Genomic DNA, 22,209 nt, shown 5'->3' on the forward strand with positions numbered 1-22,209 from the left:
AAAACAGTAGCAATGGTGCTACTGGAATCCTGTTTGTGGCAAGGAAACACATGTCCGAATCTTTTGCCGCCCTTTTTGAAGAATCTCTGCAGCGCACGGAAATGCGCCCAGGCGAAGTCATCACCGCTGAAGTCGTGCGCGTTGAGCACAACTTCGTGGTCGTGAACGCTGGCCTCAAGTCCGAAGCCTACGTGCCGCTGGAAGAGTTCAAGAACGACAAGGGCGAAGTCGAAGTCCAAGTGGGTGACTTCGTGTCGGTGGCCATTGGCTCCATCGAAAACGGCTACGGCGACACCATCCTGTCGCGCGACACCGCCAAGCGTCTGGCTTCGTGGATGAGCCTGGAAAAGGCCCTGGAATCCGGCGAATTCGTCACCGGCACCACCTCCGGCAAGGTCAAGGGCGGCCTGACTGTCCTGGTCAACGGCATCCGCGCATTCCTGCCCGGTTCGCTGATCGATACCCGTCCGATCAAGGATCTGACGCCGTACGAAAACAAGACCATGGAATTCAAGGTCATCAAGCTGGACCGCAAGCGCAACAACGTGGTGCTGAGCCGCCGCGCTGTGGTGGAAGCCTCCATGGGCGAAGAGCGCGCCAAGCTGATGGAAACCCTGAAGGAAGGCTCCATCGTTCAAGGCGTGGTCAAGAACATCACCGAATACGGTGCGTTCGTGGACCTGGGCGGCATCGACGGCCTGCTGCACATCACCGACATGGCATGGCGCCGTGTGCGTCACCCTTCCGAAGTGGTGACCGCTGGCCAGGAAATCACGGCCAAGATCCTGAAGTTCGACACCGAAAAGAACCGTGTCTCGCTGGGTCTGAAGCAAATGGGCGACGACCCATGGATGGGCGTGAACCGCCGCTACCCACAATCGACCCGCCTGTTCGGCAAGATCACGAACATTGCCGACTACGGCGCGTTCGTCGAACTCGAACCCGGCATCGAAGGCCTGGTGCACGTTTCCGAAATGGACTGGACCAACAAGAACATCGCTCCCGCCAAGCTGGTTTCGCTGGGCGACGAAGTCGAAGTCATGGTTCTGGAAATCGACGAAGACAAGCGCCGCATCAGCCTGGGCATGAAGCAGTGCAAGGCCAACCCATGGCAAGAATTCGCACAGGACACGAAGCGCGGCGACCGCGTGAAGGGTCCTATCAAGTCGATCACCGACTTCGGCGTGTTCGTGGGCCTGGCTGCCGGCATCGACGGCCTGGTGCACCTGTCCGACCTGTCTTGGAACGAAGCTGGCGAAGCCGCTGTTCGCAACTACAAGAAGGGCCAGGAAGTGGAAGCCATCGTGCTGGCCGTGGACGTGGACCGCGAACGCATCTCGCTGGGCATCAAGCAGCTCGACGGCGACCCATTCACGACCTTCGTGACCGTGAACGACAAGGGCCAGACGGTGACCGGCAAGGTCAAGACCGTGGACGCCCGTGGCGCTGAAATCGACCTCGGCGAAGACATCGTGGGCTACCTGCGCGCTTCGGAAATCTCCCGCGACCGCGTGGAAGATGCCCGCAACGTGCTGAAGGAAGGCGACGAAGTCACTGCTGTGGTGGTCAATGTGGATCGCAAGACCCGCAACATCCAGCTGTCGATCAAGGCCAAGGACATGGCCGACCAGCAAGAAGCCATGTCTTCGCTGTCGCAACAGTCGGCCCGCGAAAGCGCCGGCACGACCAGCCTGGGCGCCCTGCTGCGCGCCAAGCTGGACAACTCGGAAAAGTAAGTAAAGCGCTGACCCCTTGAAAGGTCAGACGGCGGGCGCCTCGTGCGCCCGCTCTTCTTTGAGAAGCCTATGTCCCAAGACTCCATGACCCGCTCAGACCTCGTTGAAGAACTGGCCGCCCGCTTCGGCCAGCTCACCCACCGCGATGCCGAATACGCCGTCAAGACCATTCTGGACGCCGTGGGCGATGCCCTGGTGCGTGGGCACCGCATCGAGATCCGGGGTTTTGGCAGTTTCTCGGTCAACCACCGCCCGCCCCGCATGGGCCGCAACCCGCGCAGCGGCGAAGCCGTGGCCATTCCTGAAAAGCGCGTGCCCCACTTCAAGCCCGGCAAGGCCCTGCGCGAAGCCGTGGACAAGCGCACCGCCGAGATGGAAGAAAAGACCCAGGCCACGCCGGGTTTGCCAGATCAAAATTGATAGCTAAAAAAACATGATGGTCGCGCCCAAGCGGCCATTTTTATTGATACTGGTGCTCTACCGACTTGCGGCAGACTCTGCACCCAAGCTCTTAGAATCGCCCCACCACTGGGGAGACCGATGAAATACCTCCTGTGGCTGCTCAAGGCAGCCATTTTTTTTACGCTCTTCGCCTTCGCGCTGAACAACCAGCAGGACGCGACCGTGCATTTCTTCTTTGGCACCCAGTGGCGCGCGCCGCTGGTGCTGGTGGTGCTGACGGCCTTCTCGGCCGGGCTCGCCGTGGGTGTGCTGGGCATGGTGCCCCGCTGGTGGCGCCACCGCACAGCCGCCCGCCGCGCCCAGGCTGCCGCCGCTGTCGCCGCGCCAACCCAGGTGCCCACAGCGGCAACCGCCAGCAACAGCGCGCCTGCCGCGCCCCCGCCACCTCCCGACCTGCCTTCGATCCATGGAATTTGACCTGAGCTGGATTCTGCTGGGCCTGCCCGTGGCCTTTGTGCTGGGCTGGCTGGCGTCGCGTTTTGACCTGCGCCAGCTGCGCGCCGAAAACCGGCGGGCGCCCAAGGCCTACTTCAAGGGCCTGAACTTCCTGCTCAACGAGCAGCAGGACCAGGCCATCGACGCCTTCATCGAGGCCGTGCAGAACGACCCCGACACCTCCGAGCTGCACTTTGCGCTGGGCAACCTGTTCCGCCGCCGGGGCGAATACGACCGCGCCGTGCGTGTGCACGAGCACCTGCTCTCGCGCGGCGACCTCTCCCGCACCGACCGCGAGCGCGCCCAGCACGCGCTGGCGCTCGACTTCCTAAAGGCGGGTCTGCTTGACCGCGCGGAAGACGCCCTGCACCGCCTGGAAGGCACGCCCTTCGAGGCCCAGGCCCGCCTGGCCCTGCTGGCCATCTACGAACGCTCGCGCGACTGGCCGCACGCCGCCACCATCGCCCGCAAGATGCACGATGCCGACCAGGGCGATTTCAGCACCCGGCAGGCGCATTACCTGTGCGAACAGGCACTGGCCCTGATTGCGCAGGGCGACCTGCCCGCCGCCCAGGCGCTGCTGGAACAGGCCGTGGCCGCCGCCCCCGAGGCGGCGCGTGCGCGCATCGAGCTGGCGCGGCTGCAGCGCCTCATGGGCCAGCCGGCAGCGGTGCTGGCCACGCTCAAGACGCTGGGCGAACGCAACCCCGCCGCCCTGCCGCTGGCCGCCCCGCTGATGGTCGAAGCCGCCACGGCCAGCGGGCGCACCGCCGAGGTCCATGGCCTGCTGCAGGCCCACTACGAACAGGCACCTTCGCTCGACGTGCTGGAGAGCATCGTGGCCATGGAAGCCGCCGACGCCGCCACCAGTGGTTCCGCCCGGCAGCGCTATGTGGAGCACCTGGACAAGGAGCGCTCGCTGGTGGCTGCCGCCAAATGGCTGGCCACCGAAAAGCTGGAGCACGAGGAGTTCCACCCCCAGGTCCAGCGCGCGCTGGAGCATGCCGTGAAACCCCTCACACGCTACCGCTGCGCAGCCTGCGGCTTCGAGGCCCGCCAGCATTTCTGGCAATGCCCCGGCTGCCAGACCTGGGACAGCTACCCCGCACGCCGCGTCGAAGAACTCTGACCCGCCATTCCAGCCCTCCACGCCAAGGACACCCGCCACCATGCTGAAGACACTGCTGACCCTGATCGCCACCCTGCTGCTGGCCACCACCGCCGCGTTCGCCGCCGTGGACGTGAACACCGCCACCGAGGCCGAACTCGACGGCATCAAGGGCATCGGGCCCGGCCTGTCGGGCCGCATCCTGGAAGAGCGCAAGAGCGCGCCTTTCAAGGACTGGGCCGACTTCATTGGTCGCGTGGGCGGCGTGGGCAACAAAAGCGCCGTGAACTTCTCCAAAGAGGGCCTGACCGTCAACGGCAAGAAGTACAGCGCTGCAGCCGCCGCCAAGGCAGAAGCCAAGAGCAAGCAGAAAGAGAAAGACAAAACTGCAAGCCACCAGGGCAGCGACCACAAGGCCCGCAGCAGCGCAGACAAGAACGCCGCCGCACCCACAGCGGCCCCCGGGGTCGCCCCGGCCGCAGCACCTGCAGCCCCGGCCCCTGCAGCCAGCGCTAGCAAAAACTAAGCAGACTTCGCAAGCAGCAAGCCCGCTCCAGCGGGCTTGTTTTTTTGCGCCCATCACAGGCGCGGCGCCAAGGGCTGGGCAGGGTTTTTAGGGGCTGCCCCCAGGGCGTGTCCCCCTTCAATTCCCCCACGCGAAAGCCATCCAGGCCGTGCAGTGCTAGGCGCCCTGAGCGCCGTGTAGCTTGGCTACACAAGCGAAGGGCAACGACGCAATGTGCGGCCTGGCTGGCTTTCCCTTCGGGCTGGCTGCGCAATGCGGCGTCTGCTTTGTCGGGCGGCTTGCCAATAGCCTGGCTATTGGCCGCGCCCCCCTTCGCGCATCCATCCGCATTGCACCGCCAGCGCGTGGGGGAATTGAAGGGGGACACGCCCTAGAATCGTTCGCGCATGCCCCTGATCACCCTCATCCTCCTCCCCTTCATCGGCAGCCTGCTGGCGGCAGTGTTGCCTGCCAATGCCCGCAATACCGAGTCCACGCTCGCCGGGCTCATTGCCCTGTTCTGCACGGTGCAGGCGGCGCTCTACTTCCCCGAGATTGCCGATGGGGGCGTGATCCGGCAAGAACTGGCCTGGCTCCCCGCACTGGGCCTGAACCTCGTCATCCGCATGGATGGCTTTGCCTGGATGTTCTGCATGCTGGTGCTGGGCGTGGGCAGCCTGGTAGTGCTGTATGCGCGTTACTACATGTCGCCCGCCGACCCGGTGCCGCGCTTCTTCTCGTTTTTTCTGGCCTTCATGGGCGCGATGGCGGGCGTGGTGCTCTCGGGCAACATCGTCCAGATCGCGTTCTTCTGGGAGCTGACCAGCCTGTTCTCGTTCTTGCTGATCGGCTACTGGCACCACCGCAAGGATGCGCGGCGGGGCGCGCGCATGGCGCTCACGGTGACAGGCACAGGCGGCCTGGCCATGCTGGCGGGCATGCTGGTGCTGGGCCACATCGTGGGCAGCTACGACCTGGACCATGTGCTCGTGGCCGGGCAGCTCATCCAGAACCATCCGCTGTACCTCGCGGCCCTGGTGCTGATCCTGCTGGGCGCGCTCACCAAAAGCGCGCAGTTCCCGTTCCACTTCTGGTTGCCCAACGCCATGGCCGCGCCCACGCCCGTGTCGGCCTACCTGCACTCGGCCACCATGGTGAAGGCCGGTGTGTTCCTGATGGCCCGCCTGTGGCCCGCACTGTCGGGCACGGAAGAGTGGTTCTGGCTGGTGGGCGGTGCGGGCCTGGCCACGCTGCTCGTGGGCGGCTATGCGGCCATGTTCCAGAACGACCTCAAGGGGCTGCTGGCCTACTCCACCATTTCGCACCTGGGCCTCATCACGCTGCTGCTGGGCCTCAACAGCCCGCTGGCTGCCGTCGCTGCGGTCTTCCACATCATGAACCACGCCACCTTCAAGGCCTCGCTGTTCATGGCCGTAGGCATCGTGGACCATGAAAGCGGCACGCGCGACATACGGCGCCTGTCGGGCCTGCGCACCATGATGCCCATCACCGCCACCCTGGCCATGGTGGCCAGCGCGGCCATGGCGGGTGTGCCGCTGCTCAACGGCTTCCTGTCCAAGGAAATGTTCTTTGCCGAGACCGTATACGTGAACACCGCGCCACTGCTCGAATGGCTGCTGCCCGTCGCCGCCACAGTGGCGGGCATGTTCAGCGTGGCGTATTCGCTGCGCTTCACCGTGGATGTGTTCTTTGGCCCACCCGCCACCGACCTGCCGCGCCCGCCGCACGAGCCGCCGCACTGGATGCGGGTGCCGGTGGAGCTGCTGGTGCTGGCATGCCTGGTGGTGGGCACGCTGCCCGCCTGGTCGGTGGGTGCCTACCTGGCCGCTGCCGCGCGGCCGGTGGTGGGCGGCGAGCTGCCTACGTACAGCCTGGCGGTCTGGCATGGCATCAACACCCCGTTTGTGATGAGCCTGGTGGCGCTGGGCGGCGGCATTGCGCTGTATGCGCTGCTGCGGCGCCAGCGTGCGCGGGGCACGCTGGATGCGCCCCCGCTCATGCACCGCCTGAGCGGCCAGCGCATGTTCGAGCACCTGCTGGCGGCCCTCACGCTGGCGGGCCGCAACGGCCGCCGCCTGCTGGGCACCGGCCGCCTGCAGTGGCAGATGCTGTGGCTGGCCACAGCCGCCCTGGTGGCGGGCACGCTGCCCCTGTGGGTGCGTGGCCTGCCGATTGGTGACCGGGCACAACTGCCGCTGTCACCCACGTTTGCACTGCTGTGGCTGCTGGGCGCCGTGTGCGCCGTGGCAGCGGCCTGGCAGGCCAAGTACCACCGGCTGGCCGCCCTCACGCTGCTGGGCGGCGCGGGCTTGTGCGTGTGCCTGACCTTCCTCTGGTTCTCGGCCCCCGACCTCGCGCTCACGCAGATCGTGGTGGAGATCGTGACCACCATCCTCATCCTGCTGGGCCTGCGCTGGCTGCCCCGGCGCGACGAAAGCCTGCGTGTGCCCACGCTGGCCGAAGAGCGCCGCACCCAACTGCGCCGCTGGCGCGACCTGGCACTGGCGCTGAGCGCGGGCGCGGGCATGGCGCTGCTGTCGTTTGCGATGATGAGCCGCCCCTTCCCCGACAGCACCTCCACCTTCTTCCTGGAGCGTGCGCTCACCGAAGGCGGTGGCACCAACGTGGTCAACGTGATGCTGGTGGACTTCCGGGGCTTTGACACCTTTGGCGAAATCGTGGTGCTCGGCATCGTGGCCCTCACGGTGTATGCGCTGTTGCGCCGCTTCCGCCCCGCGCGCGAGGTCATGGACCTGCCACCCCAGCAGCGCGCCCTGCCCGCCGATGTGGACACCGACCTGGCCAACCCGCGCCAGACCGCCGACACCGCCGTGGGCTACCTCATGGTGCCTGCCGTGCTGGTGCGCTTGCTGCTGCCGTTTGCCACGCTGGTGTCGATGTACCTCTTCATGCGTGGCCACAACGAGCCGGGCGGCGGCTTCGTGGCCGGGCTGGTGTTCTCGGTCGCGCTGCTGCTGCAGTACATCGTCTCGGGCACCTCCTGGGTCGAGGCCCACCTGCCCCTCTATCCACGCCGCTGGATCGGCATAGGCCTGCTGGCCGCACTGGCCACGGGCCTGGGCGCCTGGGCCTGGGGCTACCCGTTCCTCACCAGCCACACAGCGCACTTTGCGCTGCCGGTGGTGGGCGAGATCCATGTGGCCAGCGCGCTGTTCTTCGACATCGGCGTGTTCACCCTGGTGGTGGGCTCGACCATGCTCATCCTCACCGGCATTGCCCACCAGTCGGTGCGCAGCCACCGCTACAACAATGCGCGCGCGGACGACGAGGCGGCAGAACAAGCCGCTGCCGCCACGGTGCCCACCACCCGGGGAGAAACTGCATGGAACTGATACTGGCCCTGGCCATTGGCGTGCTCACCGGCTCGGGCGTGTGGCTGCTGCTGCGCCCCCGCACCTTCCAGGTCATCATGGGCCTGTCGCTGCTGTCGTACGCGGTCAACCTCTTCATCTTCAGCATGGGCCGCCTGGGCCTCGCGATTGACAAGGAGCCCGTGCTGCAGCCCGGCCTGCCACAGGACCTGGCCCACTACGCCGACCCCATGCCCCAGGCGCTCACGCTCACCGCCATCGTGATCGGCTTTGCCATGACGGCGCTGTTTCTGGTGGTGCTGCTGGCATCGCGCGGCATGGCGGGCACCGACCATGTGGATGGAACCAAAGGCAAAGACGTGCAGGAAATGCCATGACGGGAGGCACCAGCATCACCGCCTCGGTCATTGCGTGGCTGATGCCACACCTGATCCTCGCCCCCATCGCGCTGCCCCTGCTCACGGCCGGGCTGATGCTGCTGCTGCGCGAGGAGCGCCAGCGCACCAAGGTCACACTCAACATCACCTCGACCTTGCTGGGCCTGGTGGTGGCCGTGCTGCTGCTGGTGCAGGCCAAGGACCCCCACCTGCCCGGCGGCCTGGGCGTGTACCTGCCGGGCAACTGGCCCGCGCCGTTTGGCATCGTGCTGACCATCGACCGGCTCTCGGCCATGATGCTGGTGCTGTGCAGCACCGTGGCGCTGGCCACGGTGCTGTTCTCGGCGGCGCGCTGGCACCGGGCGGGGGTGCACTTTCACCCGCTGTTCCAGTTCCAGCTCATGGGGCTCGCGGGGGCCTTCCTCACGGCCGACCTGTTCAACCTGTTCGTGTTCTTCGAGATCATGCTGGCGGCCTCGTACGGCCTGCTGCTGCACGGCTCGGGCCGCCCGCGCGTGTCGGCGGGGTTGCACTACATCGCCATCAACCTCGCGGCCTCGTCGCTGTTCCTGATTGGTGTGTCCATGCTCTACGGCATCACCGGCACACTCAACATGGCCGACCTGGCGCAGAGCATTGCAGGCATTGCGCCCGCCGACCGAGGCCTGCTGCATGCAGCCGCAGCCATCCTGGCGGTGGCTTTTCTCATCAAGGCCGCCGTGTGGCCGCTCAACTTCTGGCTGGTGCCGGCCTACAGCGCGGCCACGGCGCCCGTGGGCGCGCTGTTTGCGCTGATGACCAAGGTGGGCGTGTACAGCGTGCTGCGGCTGTGGACGCTGCTGTTCGGTGCCGAGGCCGGAGACTCGGCCCAGTTTGGCAGCCAGTGGCTGATTGGCGGCGGCCTGCTCACCATGGCCTTTGGCGCCATCGGCATGCTGGGCTCGCAGCGCTTGGGGCACTTGGCGGGCTTCAGCGCCGTCCTGTCGTCGGGCACGCTGCTGGCGGCCGTGGGCTTTGGGCAGACCCTGCTCACCGGCGGCTTGCTGTACTACCTGCTCAGCTCCACGCTGGCGGTGAGCGCCCTCTTCCTGCTCACCGACCTGATCGACCGCTGGCGCAACGACGGCTCCAACCTCGCCCCCTACGAGCAAACCGACGACGCGCCCTTTCTCTCGGCCGATCTGATGCCCACCGAGGGCATGAACCTCGACGACAAGGAGCAGGCGTTGATCGGCGAGGTGATCCCGGCTGCCGCCGCCTTCCTGGGCCTGGCCTTTATCGCCTGCACACTGGTCATTGCGGGCCTGCCGCCGCTGCCGGGGTTTGTGGGCAAGTTCGCCATGGTGCATGCATTGCTCAACCCGCTGGGGCTGGGCGCATCCAGCGGGTTCCAGCTGGGCGCTGCGGGCTGGACGCTGGTGGCCCTGCTAGTGCTTTCGGGCCTGCTGGCACTGGTGGCCCTGACCCGCGCAGGCATCCGCCACTTCTGGGCCGCACACGACCGCTCGGCCCCCAAGCTGCTGGTGCTGGAGGGCCTGCCCATTGCCCTGCTGCTGGGCGCCTGCGCTGCGCTGGCCTGGCAGGCCGGTGCCGTGATGCGCTACACCCAGGCCACGGCCGACGCGCTGCATGCACCCGCAGGCTATGTGCGTGCGGTGATGACGGCCGAGCCCGTGCCCAACCCGCCCAAGCCCGCCGCTGCACCGGGGGGCAACCTGCCATGAAGCCAGAGTCCCAAACCACCGCCGCATCGACTCGGCCCTTCAAGCGGCTGGTGCCCGCACCCCTGCTGTCGCTGGCGCTGCTGGGCCTGTGGCTGCTGCTCAACCGCAGCCTGAGTGCTGGGCATTTTGTGCTGGGTACCGTGCTGGCGCTGGCGATTCCGCTGCTCACGGCCGGGCTGCGCCCGCTGCCGGTGCGCGTGCGCAAACCGGGCGCTGTGCTGCGCCTGGCCTTCACGGTGGTGGCTGACACCACCCGCTCTAACCTGGCCGTGGCCCGCCTGCTGCTGGCGCCCGGCCGCAGGCGCCACCCTGCCGGATTTGTGCACATCCCGCTGGATGTGCGCGACCCCAACGCACTGGCCGTGCTGGCGATGATCGTCTGCATCACCCCTGGCACGGCCTGGGCCGAGCTGTCGCTGGACCGCAGCGTGCTGCTGCTGCATGTGCTGGAACTGGACGACTCGGCCACCGTGATCGCCGACGTGAAGCGGCGCTACGAGGCCCCCTTGATGGAGATTTTTGAATGACCCCGATACTGGATTGGGCCCTACCCATCGCCCTGTTCATGCTGGCCCTGGCCATGGGCTGCGCGTTGATCCGCCTGCTCAAGGGCCCCTCCGCACAAGACCGCGTGCTGGCGCTCGACTGCATGTACCTGAGCGGCATGCTGGTGATGCTGGTGCTGGGCCTGCTGTATGGCAGCAAGAACTACTTCGAGGCCGCGCTGCTGCTGGCGCTGTTCAGCTTTGTGGGCAGCATGGCCATGGCCAAGTTTCTGCTGCGCGGCGAGGTGATCGAATGACCGAAGCCGCCACCACCGTTACCGCCGTGCTGCCGCTCTGGCTGGAAATCATCGTGGCCCTGCTGGTGCTGGCGGGCGCCGGGCTGGCCCTGCTGGGCTCCACCGGCCTGCTGCGCTTGCCCACGTTTTTTGAACGGGTGCACGCGCCCGCCATCATCGCCACGCTGGGCTGCTGGCTGATCATGCATGGCACGGTGCTGTACTTCTCGGTGGCCGACCGCAGCCTGGCGCTGCATGCGCTGCTGATCGCCGTGTTCGTGGCCATCACCGTGCCCATCATGTCGATCTTCTTGATGCGCGCGGCGCTGTTCCGTGCGCGGCAGATGGGGCTGAACGTGCCGCCCAGCCTCAGCCAGCCCAAGGCGTCTGAAGCAGCCAAAGACTCCTGATTTGATAGCTGCTTGCGTTTGATGGACGCGCGCAAGCAGCCATTTTGACCACTATTTTTGGCCTGAAGATCCAAAACCGCCACCGCCCGGCGTGTGGATTTCAAACACATCCCCCGGTTGCATCTCAGCCTGGCCAATGTGGTCCAGCAGCTCCACCCGCCCATCGCTGCGCACCACCTTGTTAATGCCCACCGCCCCCGGCTGGCCGCCCGCCATGCCAAACGCGCCATGGTGGCGGCCGTTGGACAAAATGCTGGCCGTCATCGGCTCCAAAAAACGCACACGGCGGATGCCGCCGTCGCCGCCCTTGTACTGCCCTGCGCCGCCCGAGCCCTTGCGGATCTCGTAGCCGTCCAGCCGCACGGGGAATCGGAACTCCAGCACCTCGGGGTCCGTCAGGCGCGAATTGGTCATGTGGCACTGCACGACGCTGGTGCCGTCAAACCCGCCCACCAGTTGCCCCTTGGCATCCCACACCCCACCCGCACCGCTGCCGCCCGAGATGGTCTCGTAATACTGGTAGCGCGTGCTGCCAAAAGTGAAGTTGTTCATGGTGCACTGCCCCGCCGCCATCAGGCCCAGCGCGCCATACAGCGCATTGGTGATGCAGGTGGAGGTCTCCACATTGCCCGCCACCACCGACGCTGGCGGATTCGGGTTGAGCATGCTGCCGGGCGGGATGATGACGTTCAGCGGCTTGAGGCACCCTGCGTTCAGCGGAATGTCGTCATCCACCAGCGTGCGGAACACATACAGCACCGCCGCCATGCACACCGCCGTGGGCGCGTTGAAGTTGTGGGTCTGCTGCGGGCTGGTGCCGGTGAAGTCGATGGTGGCACTGCGGTTTTGCGCATCCACCTTCACGGCCACGCTGATCTGCGCGCCGTTGTCCAGCGGCAGCGTGAACTGCCCATCCTTCAGACGTGTGATCACGCGGCGCACGGACTCTTCGGCGTTGTCCTGCACATGGCGCATGTAGGCCTCAACGACGTCGAGGCCAAACTCGCCCACCATGCGACGCAGCTCCTGCTGGCCCTTTTCGTTGGCGGCAATCTGCGCACGCAGGTCCGCCATGTTCTGCTGCGGGTTGCGGCTGGGGTACTCGCCGCTTTCCAGCAACGCAATCATCTCCGCCTCGCGCAGCACGCCGCGTTCCACCAGCTTCACGTTGTTGATCTGCACGCCCTCTTCTTCGATGCGCGTGGAGAACGGTGGCATGGAGCCCGGCGTGGTGCCGCCCACATCGGCGTGGTGGCCCCGGCTGCCCACATAGAACGTGGGCGTGGACTCGTCATCGGCAAGGTAGACCGGCGTGATCACGGTGATGTCCGGCAGGTGCGTGCCGCCGTGGTACGGGTCGTTGAGCACGAACACGTCGCCGGGCTGCATCTTGCCCGCGTTCTCACGGATCACCGTCTTGATGCTCTCGCCCATGCTGCCCAGGTGCACGGGCATGTGGGGTGCGTTGGCAATCAGGTTGCCTGCGGTGTCGAACAGCGCGCAGCTGAAGTCCAGCCGCTCCTTGATGTTCACCGAGTAGGCTGTGTTCTGCAGCTGCAAGCCCATCTGCTCGGCGATGTTCATGAACAGGTTGTTGAACACCTCCAGCAGCACCGGGTCCACCGTGGTGCCCACGGCGTGCTGCACGGCGCGCGCCACGCGGCGGTTGAGCAGCAGATGGTCCAGGTCGGTCAGCGCGGCCTCCCAGCCGGGCTCGACGATGGTGGTGGCGTTCTTCTCGGCAATGATGGCCGGGCCGGGGACCACGTCGCCGGGGCGCAGGTCCTCGCGCACCACCAGGGCGGCGTCGTGCCATGCCGCAACGCCATCCACGCCGCCGGTGTACATGCGCACCGTGCTGCGGCGCGGCACCTCGCGTGCGGGCTGCAGGGCATGGCGCGGCTCCACGGGGGCATCACCGGGCATAACAGCCTCGACAGAAACCGCCTCCACCACCAGACCCTTCCCTTGCATCAGAAAGGCGAAGCGCTGGCGGTAGGCGTTCTCGAACGCAGCGGTGATCTCGGCCAGCGAGCCAAACGGCACGATCAGCGCCGAATCACTGCCCTCATAGCGCACATGCACGCGGCGGTGCACCACGGCTGTGCCTGCGCCCACCTGCTGGCGCTCCAGCTCGGTGCGTGCGGTGTTGGCCAGTTGGTCCAGCGTGGCTTCGATGCTTGCGAGTGCATGGGGCACCAGCTTCGTTTCTACGGCCTGTTCGCGGATCACGTTTTGGTCCGCCAGGCCCATGCCGTAAGCACTGAGCACGCCCGCCAGCGGGTGCACAAACACACGCGTCATGCCCAGCGCATCTGCGACCAGACAGGCGTGTTGACCACCCGCACCGCCAAAGCACTGCAGCGTGTAGCGCGTCACGTCATAGCCGCGCGCCACGCTGATCTTCTTGATGGCATTGGCCATCTGCTGCACGGCGATCTGGATAAAACCGTGGGCCACATCTTCTTGCGAGCGGCCACTTTGCACCGCCAGCTGCGCAAACTTCTGCCCCACCACGTCGCGGTCAAGCGCCTCGTTGGCTGCATGGCCAAACACCTTGGGGAAATGTGCGGGCTGGATCTTGCCCACCATCACGTTTGCATCCGTCACGGCCAGCGGGCCGCCCCGGCGGTAGCTGGCGGGGCCAGGGTTGGCACCCGCGCTTTCGGGGCCGACGCGGAAGCGTGCGCCGTCAAAGCCGAGGATGGAGCCACCACCGGCCGCCACGGTGTGGATGCTCATCATGGGCGCGCGCATGCGCACACCGGCCACCTGCGTCTCGAACTCGCGCTCGAACTCGCCCGCGTAGTGGCTCACGTCGGTGCTGGTGCCGCCCATGTCGAAGCCGATGACCTTGTCGTGGCCTGCCAAGCCTGCGGTGCGTGCCATGCCGACAATGCCGCCTGCGGGGCCGCTCAGGATCGCGTCCTTGCCCTGGAACACCTGCGCATCGGTGAGGCCGCCCGACGACTGCATGAAGAACAGCTTCACGCCCGGCATTTCGCTCGCCACCTGGTCCACATAGCGGCGCAGGATGGGCGACAGGTAAGCGTCCACCACGGTGGTGTCGCCCCGGCTCACCAGCTTCATCATGGGGCTGGTGGCGTGGGATGCGCTGACCTGCGTGAAGCCCGCTTCGCGCGCAATGCGGGCAGCGGCTTCTTCGTGTGCGGTGTAGCGGTAGCCATGCATGAACACGATGGCCGCGCTGCGCAGGCCCGCGTCGTAGGCGGCCCACAGGCGTTCCTTCAAATGCGCTTCGTCCAACGGCTCGATGACCTCCCCGTGCGCCCCCACCCGTTCCTGCGCCTCGATCACGCGCTCGTACAGCAGCTCGGGCAGCACGATGTGGCGGTCAAACAGGCGCGGGCGGTTCTGGTAGGCGATGCGCAGCGCGTCCTTGAAGCCCTTGGTGGTGACCAGCAGCGTGGGCTCGCCCTTGCGCTCCAGCAGCGCGTTGGTGGCCACGGTGGTGCCCATCTTCACGCACTCCACCAGCGCGGGCGTCACGGGTTCGCCAGGCTGCAGGCCCAGCAGGTGGCGGATGCCGGCCACGGCCGCATCCTTGTACTGCTCGGGGTTCTCGGACAGCAGCTTGTGCGTGACCAACGTGCCGTCCGGGCGCTTGCCCACCACGTCGGTGAAGGTGCCGCCCCGGTCGATCCAGAACTGCCAGCGGGACATGGGAGAGGGTTGGTTGGACATATCAATGCTACTCATTTGATAGCTATCAGCGCTTTACAGTCGCGCGCAAGAGCCGATTTTTATTCAGATTTTCGAGCCATACAGGCTACATAGGCCGCCAACATCACAAAGACGCGGCCGAGCGCGCCGCCTGGTCGTACATGCCCGAGAGCACACGCAGCAACCGGGCCAGCTCGCCGATGTCGCGGTTGAGCGCATCGTCGGCTTTCAGGGCGTCAATCAGGCAGCTCTCGCGGATCTCGCGGTAGCGCTGCACATAGGCGCGGCCGGTGTCGGTGGCAGCGTAGGTGACTTCCTTGCCGTTTTTCTGCGAGGCGACCACGCCCAGGGTCTGCAGCTTTTTCAGCGAGTAGTTCACCAGGTGCGTGTCTTCCACATTCATGATGAAGCAGATGTCGGCCAGTCGTTTGTCGCGCGCGCGGTGCGTGACATGGTGCAGCACCACCACGTCGAGCGGCGTCAGGTCCTTGAGCCCCGCCGCCGCCATGCAGTGCACCACCCAGCGGTGGAACGCATTGCCCGCCACGATGAGGCCGAACTCGAACTCGCTCATCTCCGCGCTCTGCGCCGACACCAGGTGCGCCGATGACACGATGGGGCCGGAGTCGGTTTTGGCCTTGGGCTTGGCGTCAGATTTCATGGCGGGTTCGGGCCTGCGGGTTCTGTCATTGGCACGGGATATGCATGGGGCATTGTAGGCAAGTCGATGGTAATTTGTTGGCAATTTGTCAGCGTTTAGGCAAAACACCTATCGCAATCGGATCGGCTTCCGATACAGTGATTTGTTACATCCAACCTTGTACATACAACCCTGCGGAGCAATATCCATGAAGCGTCGAATCTTCCCCGTGACCGCACTCGCCCTGACCCTGGCTGCGGGCCTGTCTGCCACCTCGGCATTCGCCCAGACCAAGTGGGACCTGGCCGCCGCCTACCCCGCCACCAACTTCCACACCGAGAACATGGTGCAGCTGGCCAGCGATGTGGACAAGGCCACGGGCGGCAAGCTCAAGATCACGGTGCATGCCAACGCCGCGCTGTTCAAGGCCCCCGAAATCAAGCGCGCGGTGCAAGGCGGTCAGGCGCAGATGGGTGAAATCCTGCTGGCCAACTTCCAGAACGAATGGCAGCTGTTTGGTGTGGACGGCCTGCCCTTCCTGGCCGACAGCTACGACGCCTCCAAGAAGCTCTACGCCGCGCAAAAGCCCTTCCTGGAAAAGAAGCTGGCCGAACAAGGCATGGTGCTGCTGTATGCCGTGGCCTGGCCCCCACAAGGCATCTACACCAAGAAGCCCCTGGCCTCGGCCGCCGACCTCAAAGGCATCAAGTGGCGCGCCTACAGCCCCGCCACCGCCCGCATTGCCGAGCTGGTGGGCGCACAGCCTGTGACGGTGCAGGCCGCAGAGTTCTCGCAAGCCCTTGCCACGGGCGTGGTCGAATCGACGATGACCTCGGGCGCCACCGGCGTGGACAGCAAGCTGTACGAGCACCTCAAGTTCTACTACGACACCCAGGCCTGGCTGCCCAAGAACGCCGTGCTGGTGAACAAGAAGGCGTTTGACGCGCTGGACAAGCCCAGCCAGGACGCCCTGCTCAAGGCCGGTGCCGACGCCGAGGCGCGCGGTTGGGCTGCCAGCGCCAAGGTCAACACCGACACCATCGCCAAGCTCAAGGCCAATGGCATGGCGGTAGAAGCGCCGCCCGCAGCCCTCAAGGCCGACATGGCCAAGGTGGGCGACACCATGCTCAAGGAATGGCTGGACAAGGCCGGTCCCGAAGGCAAGGCGTTGATCGACGCCTACCGCAAGTAAGCCCGGGCACCCACGCACATGCGTCGTCTCCTGGACTTTCTGTACGACAGCGCCGCCGCCCTGGCGGCGCTTTTCATGGTCGGCCTGCTGGGCATGGTGCTGTTGTCCATCGCCAGCCGGCAGTTCCACTTCCATGTGCCGGGCACCGATGCCTATGCGGGCTACCTGATGGCCGCTGCGGGTTTTCTGGCGCTGGCCCACACCTTGAAGCGCGGCGAGCACATCCGCGTCACGCTGCTGCTCAACTTTCTCAAGGGCGGGGCCAAGAAGGCGTTTGAGATCTGGGCGCTGGCCATTGCCACGCTGCTGGCCTCGCTGTTTGCGGCGTACAGCTGCAAGCTGGCCTGGCAGTCGCACGAGTTCCACGACATCTCCACCGGCAGCGACGCCACGCCGCTGTGGATTCCGCAGATCGCCATGGCCGTGGGCACCGTGATCCTGGCCATCGCCTTCATCGACGAGCTGGTGCTGGAGCTGATGGGCAAACGCGCTGACACAGCCTCTGGCGAAGCCCTGCGCAATGAATAAAAAACCGGGCACTACCCACCATGAGTGATCTCGCCATAACCGGCCTGCTGGTCCTGTCGCTGTTCCTGATCCTGGGCAGCGGTGTGTGGATCGGGCTCACGCTCTCGGGCGTTGCCTGGATCGGCATGCAATTGTTTTCGGCACGCCCCGCAGGCGATGCCATGGCCGTGACCATCTGGGGCAGCGCCTCCAGCTGGACGCTCACGGCGCTGCCGCTGTTCATCTGGATGGGTGAAATCCTGTTCCGCACCCGGCTGTCGCAAGACATGTTCAAGGGCCTGGCCCCATGGGTGCAGGCGCTGCCGGGCCGCCTGCTGCACACCAACGTGGTGGGCTGCACCATCTTTGCCGCCGTGTCGGGGTCGAGCGCCGCCACCTGCGCCACCATCGGCAAGATGACGCTGCCCGAGCTGACGCGCCGGGGCTACCCCGAGCACATGGTGGTGGGCACCCTCGCCGGGGCCAGCACGCTGGGCCTCTTGATCCCGCCGTCGATCATCATGATCGTCTACGGCGTTTCGGCCGAAGTGTCCATCTCGCAGCTGTTCATTGCGGGCGTGCTGCCGGGCATTCTGCTGGCGGCCTTGTTCTCGGGCTACATCATGCTGTGGGCGCTGCGCCACCCCGACCAGGTGCCCGCCGCCGACGTGCGCATGACCTTCATGCAGAAGCTGGCCGAATCGCGCAGCCTGATCCCCGTGGTGCTGCTGATTGCGGCCGTGCTGGGCAGCATCTACACCGGCTTTGCCACCGCCACCGAGGCGGCGGCCGTGGGCGTGGTGGGCTCGCTCATCCTCTCGGCCGTGCAGGGCTCGATGAACTGGGGCACCTTCAAGGCCTCGCTCATGGGCGCCACGCGGCTGTACTGCATGATCGCGCTGATTCTGGCGGGCGCTGCGTTCCTCACGCTGTCGATGGGCTACATCGGCCTGCCACGCCACCTGGCTGAATGGATTGCGTCGCTCGGGCTCAACAAGGCACAGCTGATTGCAGCTCTGGCTGTGTTCTTCATCATCCTCGGTTGCTTCCTCGATGGCATCTCGATGGTGGTGCTGACCATGGGCGTGCTCATGCCCACCGTGCAGGCGGCCGGCATCGACCCGATCTGGTTTGGCATCTTCATCGTGCTGGTGGTCGAGATGGCACAGATCACACCGCCCGTGGGCTTCAACCTGTTTGTGCTGCAAGGCATGACGGGGCGCCAGCTGCCCTGGATTGCCAAGGTGACCGTGCCCATGTTCCTGCTCATGTGCGGCGCCGTGGCACTGATCTACATCTTCCCCGGCATCGTGACCTGGCTGCCGCAGCAGATGGCAGCGCGCTGAACCCACCTGCAGCCAGCAGACACCACAAAGCGGGACGGCCCCACCAAGGCCGCCCCGCTTTGTGCTTTAGGGGCAGCGCGAAGCGATGGTGGGGCCCTCAAATCCAGCGACAATGGCCCGATGTTGAACGTTCTTGCCATCTGCATCGGCGCCTGTGTGGGCGCACTGGCACGCTGGCGCCTGGGCCTGTGGCTCAGCCCCGGCGGGCTGATTCCCTGGGGCACCCTCACCGCCAACCTCGTGGGCGGCTACCTGATTGGCGTGTGTGTGGCCGTGTTCCACGCCCTGCCCCAGCTGGACCCGGTGTGGCGGCTGGCGCTGGTCACGGGGTTCCTCGGTGCCCTGACCACGTTTTCCAGCTTTTCGGCCGAGGTGGTCGAGATGCTGATGGCGCAGCGCTATGCCATGGCGCTGGGCACCACCGCACTGCACCTGCTGGGTTCGCTGGGCCTGACGGTGCTTGGCATACAAACTGCTTCATATTTCATAGCATCACGCGCTTGATGGTCGCGCGCAAGCAGGCTTTTTTTCATAAATTTCCGCCACACTGCTGCTCCATCCTGTCACCGGTCGGCCCCCACGGGCCCTCCCCCCAATTCACAGACCCAACCAAGAGTCCTGCCATGGAAGCCAACACCCAACTCAATGAACGCCGCCTGGCCGATGCCTGGGCCGAGCTGCACAACCACGCCACCAACGGCAACCCGCTGCAGGCCGACGCTTACCGCATGGCCTTTGCCGACCCCGAGTTCCTGTTCCGCCGCGAAACGCGGGGCATCCGCTTTCAGCTGGAGATGCTCAAGCCCGACCTGGGGCAGACCGAACAAGGCATCGAGAACACCATCGTCGTGTTTGGCAGCGCCCGCTTCATGGCCCCCGAAGACGCCGCCCAGGCCCTGACGGCCGCCGAAGCCACGGGGGACGCCACGCAGATTGCACGCGCCAGGCTCGCCGTGCGCAATGCACGCCACTATGACCTGGCCCGCGAGTTCTCGCGCCTGGTCGCGCAGTACAGCAATGGCAAGCCCGAGTCCGAGCGCCTGTACATCTGCACCGGCGGCGGCCCCGGCATCATGGAAGCCGCCAACCGGGGCGCGCACGACGAAGGTGCGCTGAATGTGGGCCTGAACATTGCCCTGCCGCACGAACAAAGCGGCAACCGCTACATCACGCCGTCGCTGAGCTTCAAGTTCCACTACTTTGCGCTGCGCAAGATGCACTTCATGATGCGCGCCAAGGCGCTGGTGGCCTTCCCCGGCGGTTTTGGCACGCTCGATGAGCTGTTCGAGGTGCTGACCCTGGTGCAGACCGGCAAGGCCAAGCCCGTGCCCATCGTGCTGTGTGGCACGGACTACTGGAAGCGCCTGATCAACTTCGACGTGCTGGTGGAAGAAGGCACGATCTCGGCGCAGGACCTGAAGCTCTTCCACTACACCGACGACCCGCAGGAAGCCTGGGATCTGATCCGGGCGTTCTACAAGCTCTGACCCCCAGGGCACCACCCCCCAGGGCAGCGCGGAACCCTAGCGGATCACTGGCGGCGGTGGGGGCGGAGGCAGTATAAAAATCGGCAACACCGGGATGAACACAAACGGCGGCCGCACCGTGGGCGGTGGTGGTGCCGTGGTAGCAGGTGGTGGTGCCGTGGTCGCCGGGGGCGGTGGTGTAGGCCTTGTGGGCGGCGTGGGAGCGTTCGGCGCCGGTGGCTGGTAGTCGTCTGTCGGTGGCGGCGGTGGTGCCACGGGCACGGGCGGTGGCGGTGGCAAGTTGCCGGTGGGTGGCGGCGGAATGGGTACCGGTGCTGGCGCCGGGACGATGTACACAAACGCACGACGCCCCTGCACATCCAGCTGCTCGCCGATCAGCATGGGGGTGGGCAGCTCGGGCACCGGCAGCAAGGCGCGGGTGTGGGTGTACACCGGCAGCTCCTGGTCAGACAGCACCAGCACCGCCTCACCGGCCGTCACGCCCACACAACCAGCCTTGGTGCACACCTCAATCTCGTCCTGCTCGCCCGACACCAGCACCTTGCCATTGACATCGATGGCCAGCATGAAGGCCGAGCCCCGGATGCCCACCACGGCCGTGGGCGTGATGACCTTGTAGCTGGCGGGATTGCGCTTGCCGATGAGCCCGGTGAGCGCGCGCATGCCACCGCGCAGCAGGTTGACCACAAAATGGTCCTCGCCCGTGCCCGCACCGTCGGCATAGCGGGTCACGGTGAACTGTGAGTCGGGGTACAGGGCCACCAGGCCACCATCGGTAAAGCGGATCTGCGCGCGCCCCTCGGTGCCGGTCAGCACCACATCGCCGCCGTCCAGCTCGGCCCCCTTGGCCAGGCGCGAGAGGTTGTCGCCCCGGCGCAGCTGCACATCGCCCGCCGTGAACTGCACCAGCCCGGCAGCCGCCAGCCCGGTGAGTGGCCAGGCCGCCACCATGCCCATCAGCAGCGCCAGCCGGGCGCGTTTTTGGTCGGATGTCATAAGCACCTCCAGGGCGGGTTTGCAGCAAAACCCCAGGTCAGCGGCCGCATTCAGAACTCCCGGCGCAGCAGGATGGAGAACACCCGCCGCTCATAGTCGGTGATGGGCAGCGTGGAAGCGTTGCGCGTGAACTGCCACTGCGGCGTCACGCGCCAGCCGGGCGCGGGGGTCCAGTTCAGGCCCAGCGCCAATTGGGCCTGGCGGTCAGTGCGGGTCACGGCAAAAAACGGGTCTGGGCCGCCATAGCGCCGGTGCTCCCAGTCGGCGCTGGCAAACACCGTCCACTGCGGTGCCAGCGGCCACTGCCCGCCCAGGCGCACGCCCCACAGGCGGTGGCCCAGCGGATCGGCGCCGTCTGCCTTGGGCTGCTCGCGCCCACCATACACGCCCGCGTAGGCCGATGTGCCATTGCGGAACAGGTGCGAATACGAGGTGCCCAGCACGCTGCGCCGCACATTGCGCAGCTCCTGCGTGGGGTAGCGCACCTCCAGCACCTGCAAGAAGCTGCCCCATTGCCGGAAGCCGTCGATGCGGTAGATCCACTCGCCCAGCACACCGCCCATGGTGCGCAGGCGCGAGCCGTCGAGTGCGTAGTACGAGCCCTGCCCCGAGACAATCACCTCGTGCCGCTCGGCCCGCCAGGCCATGCCCAAGGCGCCATCCAGGGCCGTGTGGTCAAACCGGTCGGCCTGGCCCCCATAGTGGCGCGTGGCCGCGAGCGCCGTGCCCACCACCGACCAGCGCGAATTGATCACCGCCCGGCCCCGCAGCCCGGCCTGCGCCACCACATAGTTGCCCGAGGTGGCCTGCGCCTCGGGCAGCAGGGCCCAGGGCGGCGTGCCCGGCACGGGGGACTGCAGCTCGCCCACCACGGGCGCGGCGTTGGCGTTGGAGTCATGGCCCACGCCCAGCTCCACGTAGCCCTTCAGCGACGAGTGGCCGCCGTACTCGGGGCGGTCGTACGAATACAGGAACTGGTCCAGGGTGTGCCCCGCGTCCACGGGGATCAACAAGGCCTGCACCTGGGGCGGCAGCGCCAGCACCCCGCGCCGGTCGCCCACGGCCTGCAGCGACTGCCCCAGCGCCACCTGGGCGGCCTGGTTGCCGGGGTCGGCCGCCAGCACGCGTTCGCGCGCCATGATGGCCCGGGTGTACTGGCCTGCCGCATGGGCGGCCTCGCCCATGGCGGCGTCAAACACCGGGTCGCCCGCGCGCCGGGCCTCGTGGGCATCCAGCAATTGAAAGGCCTGCACGGCCTGCCCCTGGCGCACCAGGGCGGTGGCCTGCTGGACCACCTCGTCGGCCAGTGCCACAGACGGCAGGCCCGCGCCCAATGCCGAGGCCAGGCACCATGGCAACACGCGCCGTGACCAGAATCGAAAGTACATGACAGCCCCCTCTCGAAACCCGCAACCGGACCAAGAGCGGCTAACAAAACTCAGCGAAGCGGCCCTGGCTAGGCGTTC

At 66.3% G+C, this 22,209-nt stretch carries 20 protein-coding genes; 16 read left to right on the top strand and 4 right to left on the bottom strand.

Annotation, left to right across the window (positions count from 1 at the left end; translation table 11 throughout):
- Positions 1-35: 35 nt before the first annotated feature.
- From rpsA to mnhG, 11 genes are all read left to right on the top strand, one after another.
- Positions 36-1,736 (top strand): 30S ribosomal protein S1, encoded by a 1,701-nt coding sequence (gene rpsA / locus A1D30_RS09900; protein WP_347336233.1) that lies wholly within the window; start codon positions 36-38, stop codon positions 1,734-1,736.
- Between the two features lie 84 nt (positions 1,737-1,820).
- Complete coding sequence (locus A1D30_RS09905) at positions 1,821-2,156, top strand: integration host factor subunit beta (RefSeq protein WP_063460558.1); 336 nt, start codon at positions 1,821-1,823, stop codon at positions 2,154-2,156.
- A 120-nt stretch (positions 2,157-2,276) separates the two neighbouring features.
- Positions 2,277-2,615, top strand: coding sequence for a LapA family protein (locus A1D30_RS09910; RefSeq protein ID WP_063460559.1), 339 nt, complete (start codon positions 2,277-2,279; stop codon positions 2,613-2,615).
- Positions 2,605-3,762: a lipopolysaccharide assembly protein LapB gene (gene lapB / locus A1D30_RS09915; RefSeq protein ID WP_063460560.1), complete on the top strand. Its 1,158-nt coding sequence runs from the start codon at positions 2,605-2,607 to the stop codon at positions 3,760-3,762. The genes A1D30_RS09910 and lapB overlap by 11 nt, the downstream gene beginning before the upstream one ends.
- A 40-nt stretch (positions 3,763-3,802) precedes the next feature.
- A complete protein-coding gene (locus A1D30_RS09920) occupies positions 3,803-4,267 on the top strand; it encodes a helix-hairpin-helix domain-containing protein (RefSeq protein ID WP_063460561.1) in 465 nt (154 codons plus the stop codon).
- 386 nt (positions 4,268-4,653) lie between these two features.
- Positions 4,654-7,620, top strand: coding sequence for a monovalent cation/H+ antiporter subunit A (locus A1D30_RS09925; RefSeq protein ID WP_063460562.1), 2,967 nt, complete (start codon positions 4,654-4,656; stop codon positions 7,618-7,620).
- Positions 7,611-7,976, top strand: coding sequence for a Na+/H+ antiporter subunit C (locus A1D30_RS09930; RefSeq protein WP_063460563.1), 366 nt, complete (start codon positions 7,611-7,613; stop codon positions 7,974-7,976). Before A1D30_RS09925 ends, A1D30_RS09930 begins: the two co-directional genes overlap by 10 nt.
- A complete protein-coding gene (locus A1D30_RS09935) occupies positions 7,973-9,700 on the top strand; it encodes a monovalent cation/H+ antiporter subunit D (RefSeq protein WP_063460564.1) in 1,728 nt (575 codons plus the stop codon). The genes A1D30_RS09930 and A1D30_RS09935 overlap by 4 nt, the downstream gene beginning before the upstream one ends.
- A complete protein-coding gene (locus A1D30_RS09940; protein WP_063460565.1) occupies positions 9,697-10,227 on the top strand; it encodes a Na+/H+ antiporter subunit E in 531 nt (176 codons plus the stop codon). Before A1D30_RS09935 ends, A1D30_RS09940 begins: the two co-directional genes overlap by 4 nt.
- Complete coding sequence (locus A1D30_RS09945) at positions 10,224-10,502, top strand: K+/H+ antiporter subunit F (RefSeq protein ID WP_055402533.1); 279 nt, start codon at positions 10,224-10,226, stop codon at positions 10,500-10,502. The genes A1D30_RS09940 and A1D30_RS09945 overlap by 4 nt, the downstream gene beginning before the upstream one ends.
- Positions 10,499-10,891 carry a monovalent cation/H(+) antiporter subunit G gene (gene mnhG, locus A1D30_RS09950; protein ID WP_063460566.1) on the top strand — a complete coding sequence of 131 codons (393 nt, stop codon included), beginning with the start codon at positions 10,499-10,501 and terminating at the stop codon, positions 10,889-10,891. The genes A1D30_RS09945 and mnhG overlap by 4 nt, the downstream gene beginning before the upstream one ends.
- A gap of 51 nt (positions 10,892-10,942) precedes the next feature.
- Here the strand turns inward: mnhG and A1D30_RS09955 are convergent, their stop codons facing one another.
- Both A1D30_RS09955 and A1D30_RS09960 read right to left on the bottom strand, forming a co-directional pair.
- The gene (locus A1D30_RS09955) at positions 10,943-14,596 is read right to left on the bottom strand and encodes a hydantoinase B/oxoprolinase family protein (RefSeq protein WP_063460567.1); all 3,654 of its coding nucleotides are present in this window, start codon (positions 14,594-14,596) and stop codon (positions 10,943-10,945) included.
- Between the two features lie 103 nt (positions 14,597-14,699).
- Positions 14,700-15,236 (bottom strand): winged helix DNA-binding protein, encoded by a 537-nt coding sequence (locus tag A1D30_RS09960; RefSeq protein WP_063460568.1) that lies wholly within the window; start codon positions 15,234-15,236, stop codon positions 14,700-14,702.
- Between the two features lie 187 nt (positions 15,237-15,423).
- Between A1D30_RS09960 and A1D30_RS09965 the strand changes: the two genes are divergently transcribed.
- The 5 genes from A1D30_RS09965 to A1D30_RS09985 all read left to right on the top strand — a co-directional run bounded on the left by A1D30_RS09965 (position 15,424) and on the right by A1D30_RS09985 (position 19,747).
- Positions 15,424-16,407 carry a TRAP transporter substrate-binding protein gene (locus A1D30_RS09965; protein WP_063460569.1) on the top strand — a complete coding sequence of 328 codons (984 nt, stop codon included), beginning with the start codon at positions 15,424-15,426 and terminating at the stop codon, positions 16,405-16,407.
- An 18-nt stretch (positions 16,408-16,425) separates the two neighbouring features.
- Positions 16,426-16,935, top strand: coding sequence for a TRAP transporter small permease (locus tag A1D30_RS09970; RefSeq protein ID WP_063460570.1), 510 nt, complete (start codon positions 16,426-16,428; stop codon positions 16,933-16,935).
- Between the two features lie 20 nt (positions 16,936-16,955).
- Complete coding sequence (locus A1D30_RS09975) at positions 16,956-18,260, top strand: TRAP transporter large permease subunit (protein WP_063460571.1); 1,305 nt, start codon at positions 16,956-16,958, stop codon at positions 18,258-18,260.
- A 120-nt stretch (positions 18,261-18,380) separates the two neighbouring features.
- On the top strand, positions 18,381-18,764 hold the full coding sequence (gene crcB / locus A1D30_RS09980; protein ID WP_063460572.1) for a fluoride efflux transporter CrcB: 384 nt from the start codon (positions 18,381-18,383) through the stop codon (positions 18,762-18,764).
- Between the two features lie 119 nt (positions 18,765-18,883).
- A complete protein-coding gene (locus A1D30_RS09985) occupies positions 18,884-19,747 on the top strand; it encodes a TIGR00730 family Rossman fold protein (protein ID WP_063460573.1) in 864 nt (287 codons plus the stop codon).
- 36 nt (positions 19,748-19,783) lie between these two features.
- On the opposite strand, the gene A1D30_RS09990 is transcribed toward A1D30_RS09985, so the two are convergent.
- Both A1D30_RS09990 and A1D30_RS09995 read right to left on the bottom strand, forming a co-directional pair.
- The gene (locus A1D30_RS09990) at positions 19,784-20,743 is read right to left on the bottom strand and encodes a FecR family protein (protein ID WP_063460574.1); all 960 of its coding nucleotides are present in this window, start codon (positions 20,741-20,743) and stop codon (positions 19,784-19,786) included.
- 50 nt (positions 20,744-20,793) lie between these two features.
- Positions 20,794-22,131, bottom strand: a complete 1,338-nt coding sequence (locus A1D30_RS09995) for a surface lipoprotein assembly modifier (protein WP_063460575.1) — start codon at positions 22,129-22,131, stop codon at positions 20,794-20,796.
- Positions 22,132-22,209: the final 78 nt, after the last annotated feature.

The sequence above is a fragment of the Acidovorax sp. GW101-3H11 genome, assembly GCF_001633105.1.
In the GTDB taxonomy this organism is placed as follows: Bacteria; Pseudomonadota; Gammaproteobacteria; order Burkholderiales; family Burkholderiaceae_C; genus Acidovorax.

Coding starts and splice junctions, on each gene's coding strand:
- A1D30_RS09945 (WP_055402533.1), top strand. CDS start 10,224: ATGACCCCGATACTGGATTGGGCCCTACCCATCGCCCTGTTCATGCTG.
- A1D30_RS09960 (WP_063460568.1), bottom strand. CDS start 15,236: ATGAAATCTGACGCCAAGCCCAAGGCCAAAACCGACTCCGGCCCCATC.
- A1D30_RS09910 (WP_063460559.1), top strand. CDS start 2,277: ATGAAATACCTCCTGTGGCTGCTCAAGGCAGCCATTTTTTTTACGCTC.
- A1D30_RS09920 (WP_063460561.1), top strand. CDS start 3,803: ATGCTGAAGACACTGCTGACCCTGATCGCCACCCTGCTGCTGGCCACC.
- A1D30_RS09975 (WP_063460571.1), top strand. CDS start 16,956: ATGAGTGATCTCGCCATAACCGGCCTGCTGGTCCTGTCGCTGTTCCTG.
- A1D30_RS09965 (WP_063460569.1), top strand. CDS start 15,424: ATGAAGCGTCGAATCTTCCCCGTGACCGCACTCGCCCTGACCCTGGCT.
- crcB (WP_063460572.1), top strand. CDS start 18,381: ATGTTGAACGTTCTTGCCATCTGCATCGGCGCCTGTGTGGGCGCACTG.
- A1D30_RS09970 (WP_063460570.1), top strand. CDS start 16,426: ATGCGTCGTCTCCTGGACTTTCTGTACGACAGCGCCGCCGCCCTGGCG.
- A1D30_RS09935 (WP_063460564.1), top strand. CDS start 7,973: ATGACGGGAGGCACCAGCATCACCGCCTCGGTCATTGCGTGGCTGATG.
- A1D30_RS09925 (WP_063460562.1), top strand. CDS start 4,654: ATGCCCCTGATCACCCTCATCCTCCTCCCCTTCATCGGCAGCCTGCTG.
- A1D30_RS09930 (WP_063460563.1), top strand. CDS start 7,611: ATGGAACTGATACTGGCCCTGGCCATTGGCGTGCTCACCGGCTCGGGC.
- lapB (WP_063460560.1), top strand. CDS start 2,605: ATGGAATTTGACCTGAGCTGGATTCTGCTGGGCCTGCCCGTGGCCTTT.
- A1D30_RS09955 (WP_063460567.1), bottom strand. CDS start 14,596: ATGTCCAACCAACCCTCTCCCATGTCCCGCTGGCAGTTCTGGATCGAC.
- A1D30_RS09990 (WP_063460574.1), bottom strand. CDS start 20,743: ATGACATCCGACCAAAAACGCGCCCGGCTGGCGCTGCTGATGGGCATG.
- mnhG (WP_063460566.1), top strand. CDS start 10,499: ATGACCGAAGCCGCCACCACCGTTACCGCCGTGCTGCCGCTCTGGCTG.
- A1D30_RS09905 (WP_063460558.1), top strand. CDS start 1,821: ATGACCCGCTCAGACCTCGTTGAAGAACTGGCCGCCCGCTTCGGCCAG.
- A1D30_RS09995 (WP_063460575.1), bottom strand. CDS start 22,131: ATGTACTTTCGATTCTGGTCACGGCGCGTGTTGCCATGGTGCCTGGCC.
- A1D30_RS09985 (WP_063460573.1), top strand. CDS start 18,884: ATGGAAGCCAACACCCAACTCAATGAACGCCGCCTGGCCGATGCCTGG.
- A1D30_RS09940 (WP_063460565.1), top strand. CDS start 9,697: ATGAAGCCAGAGTCCCAAACCACCGCCGCATCGACTCGGCCCTTCAAG.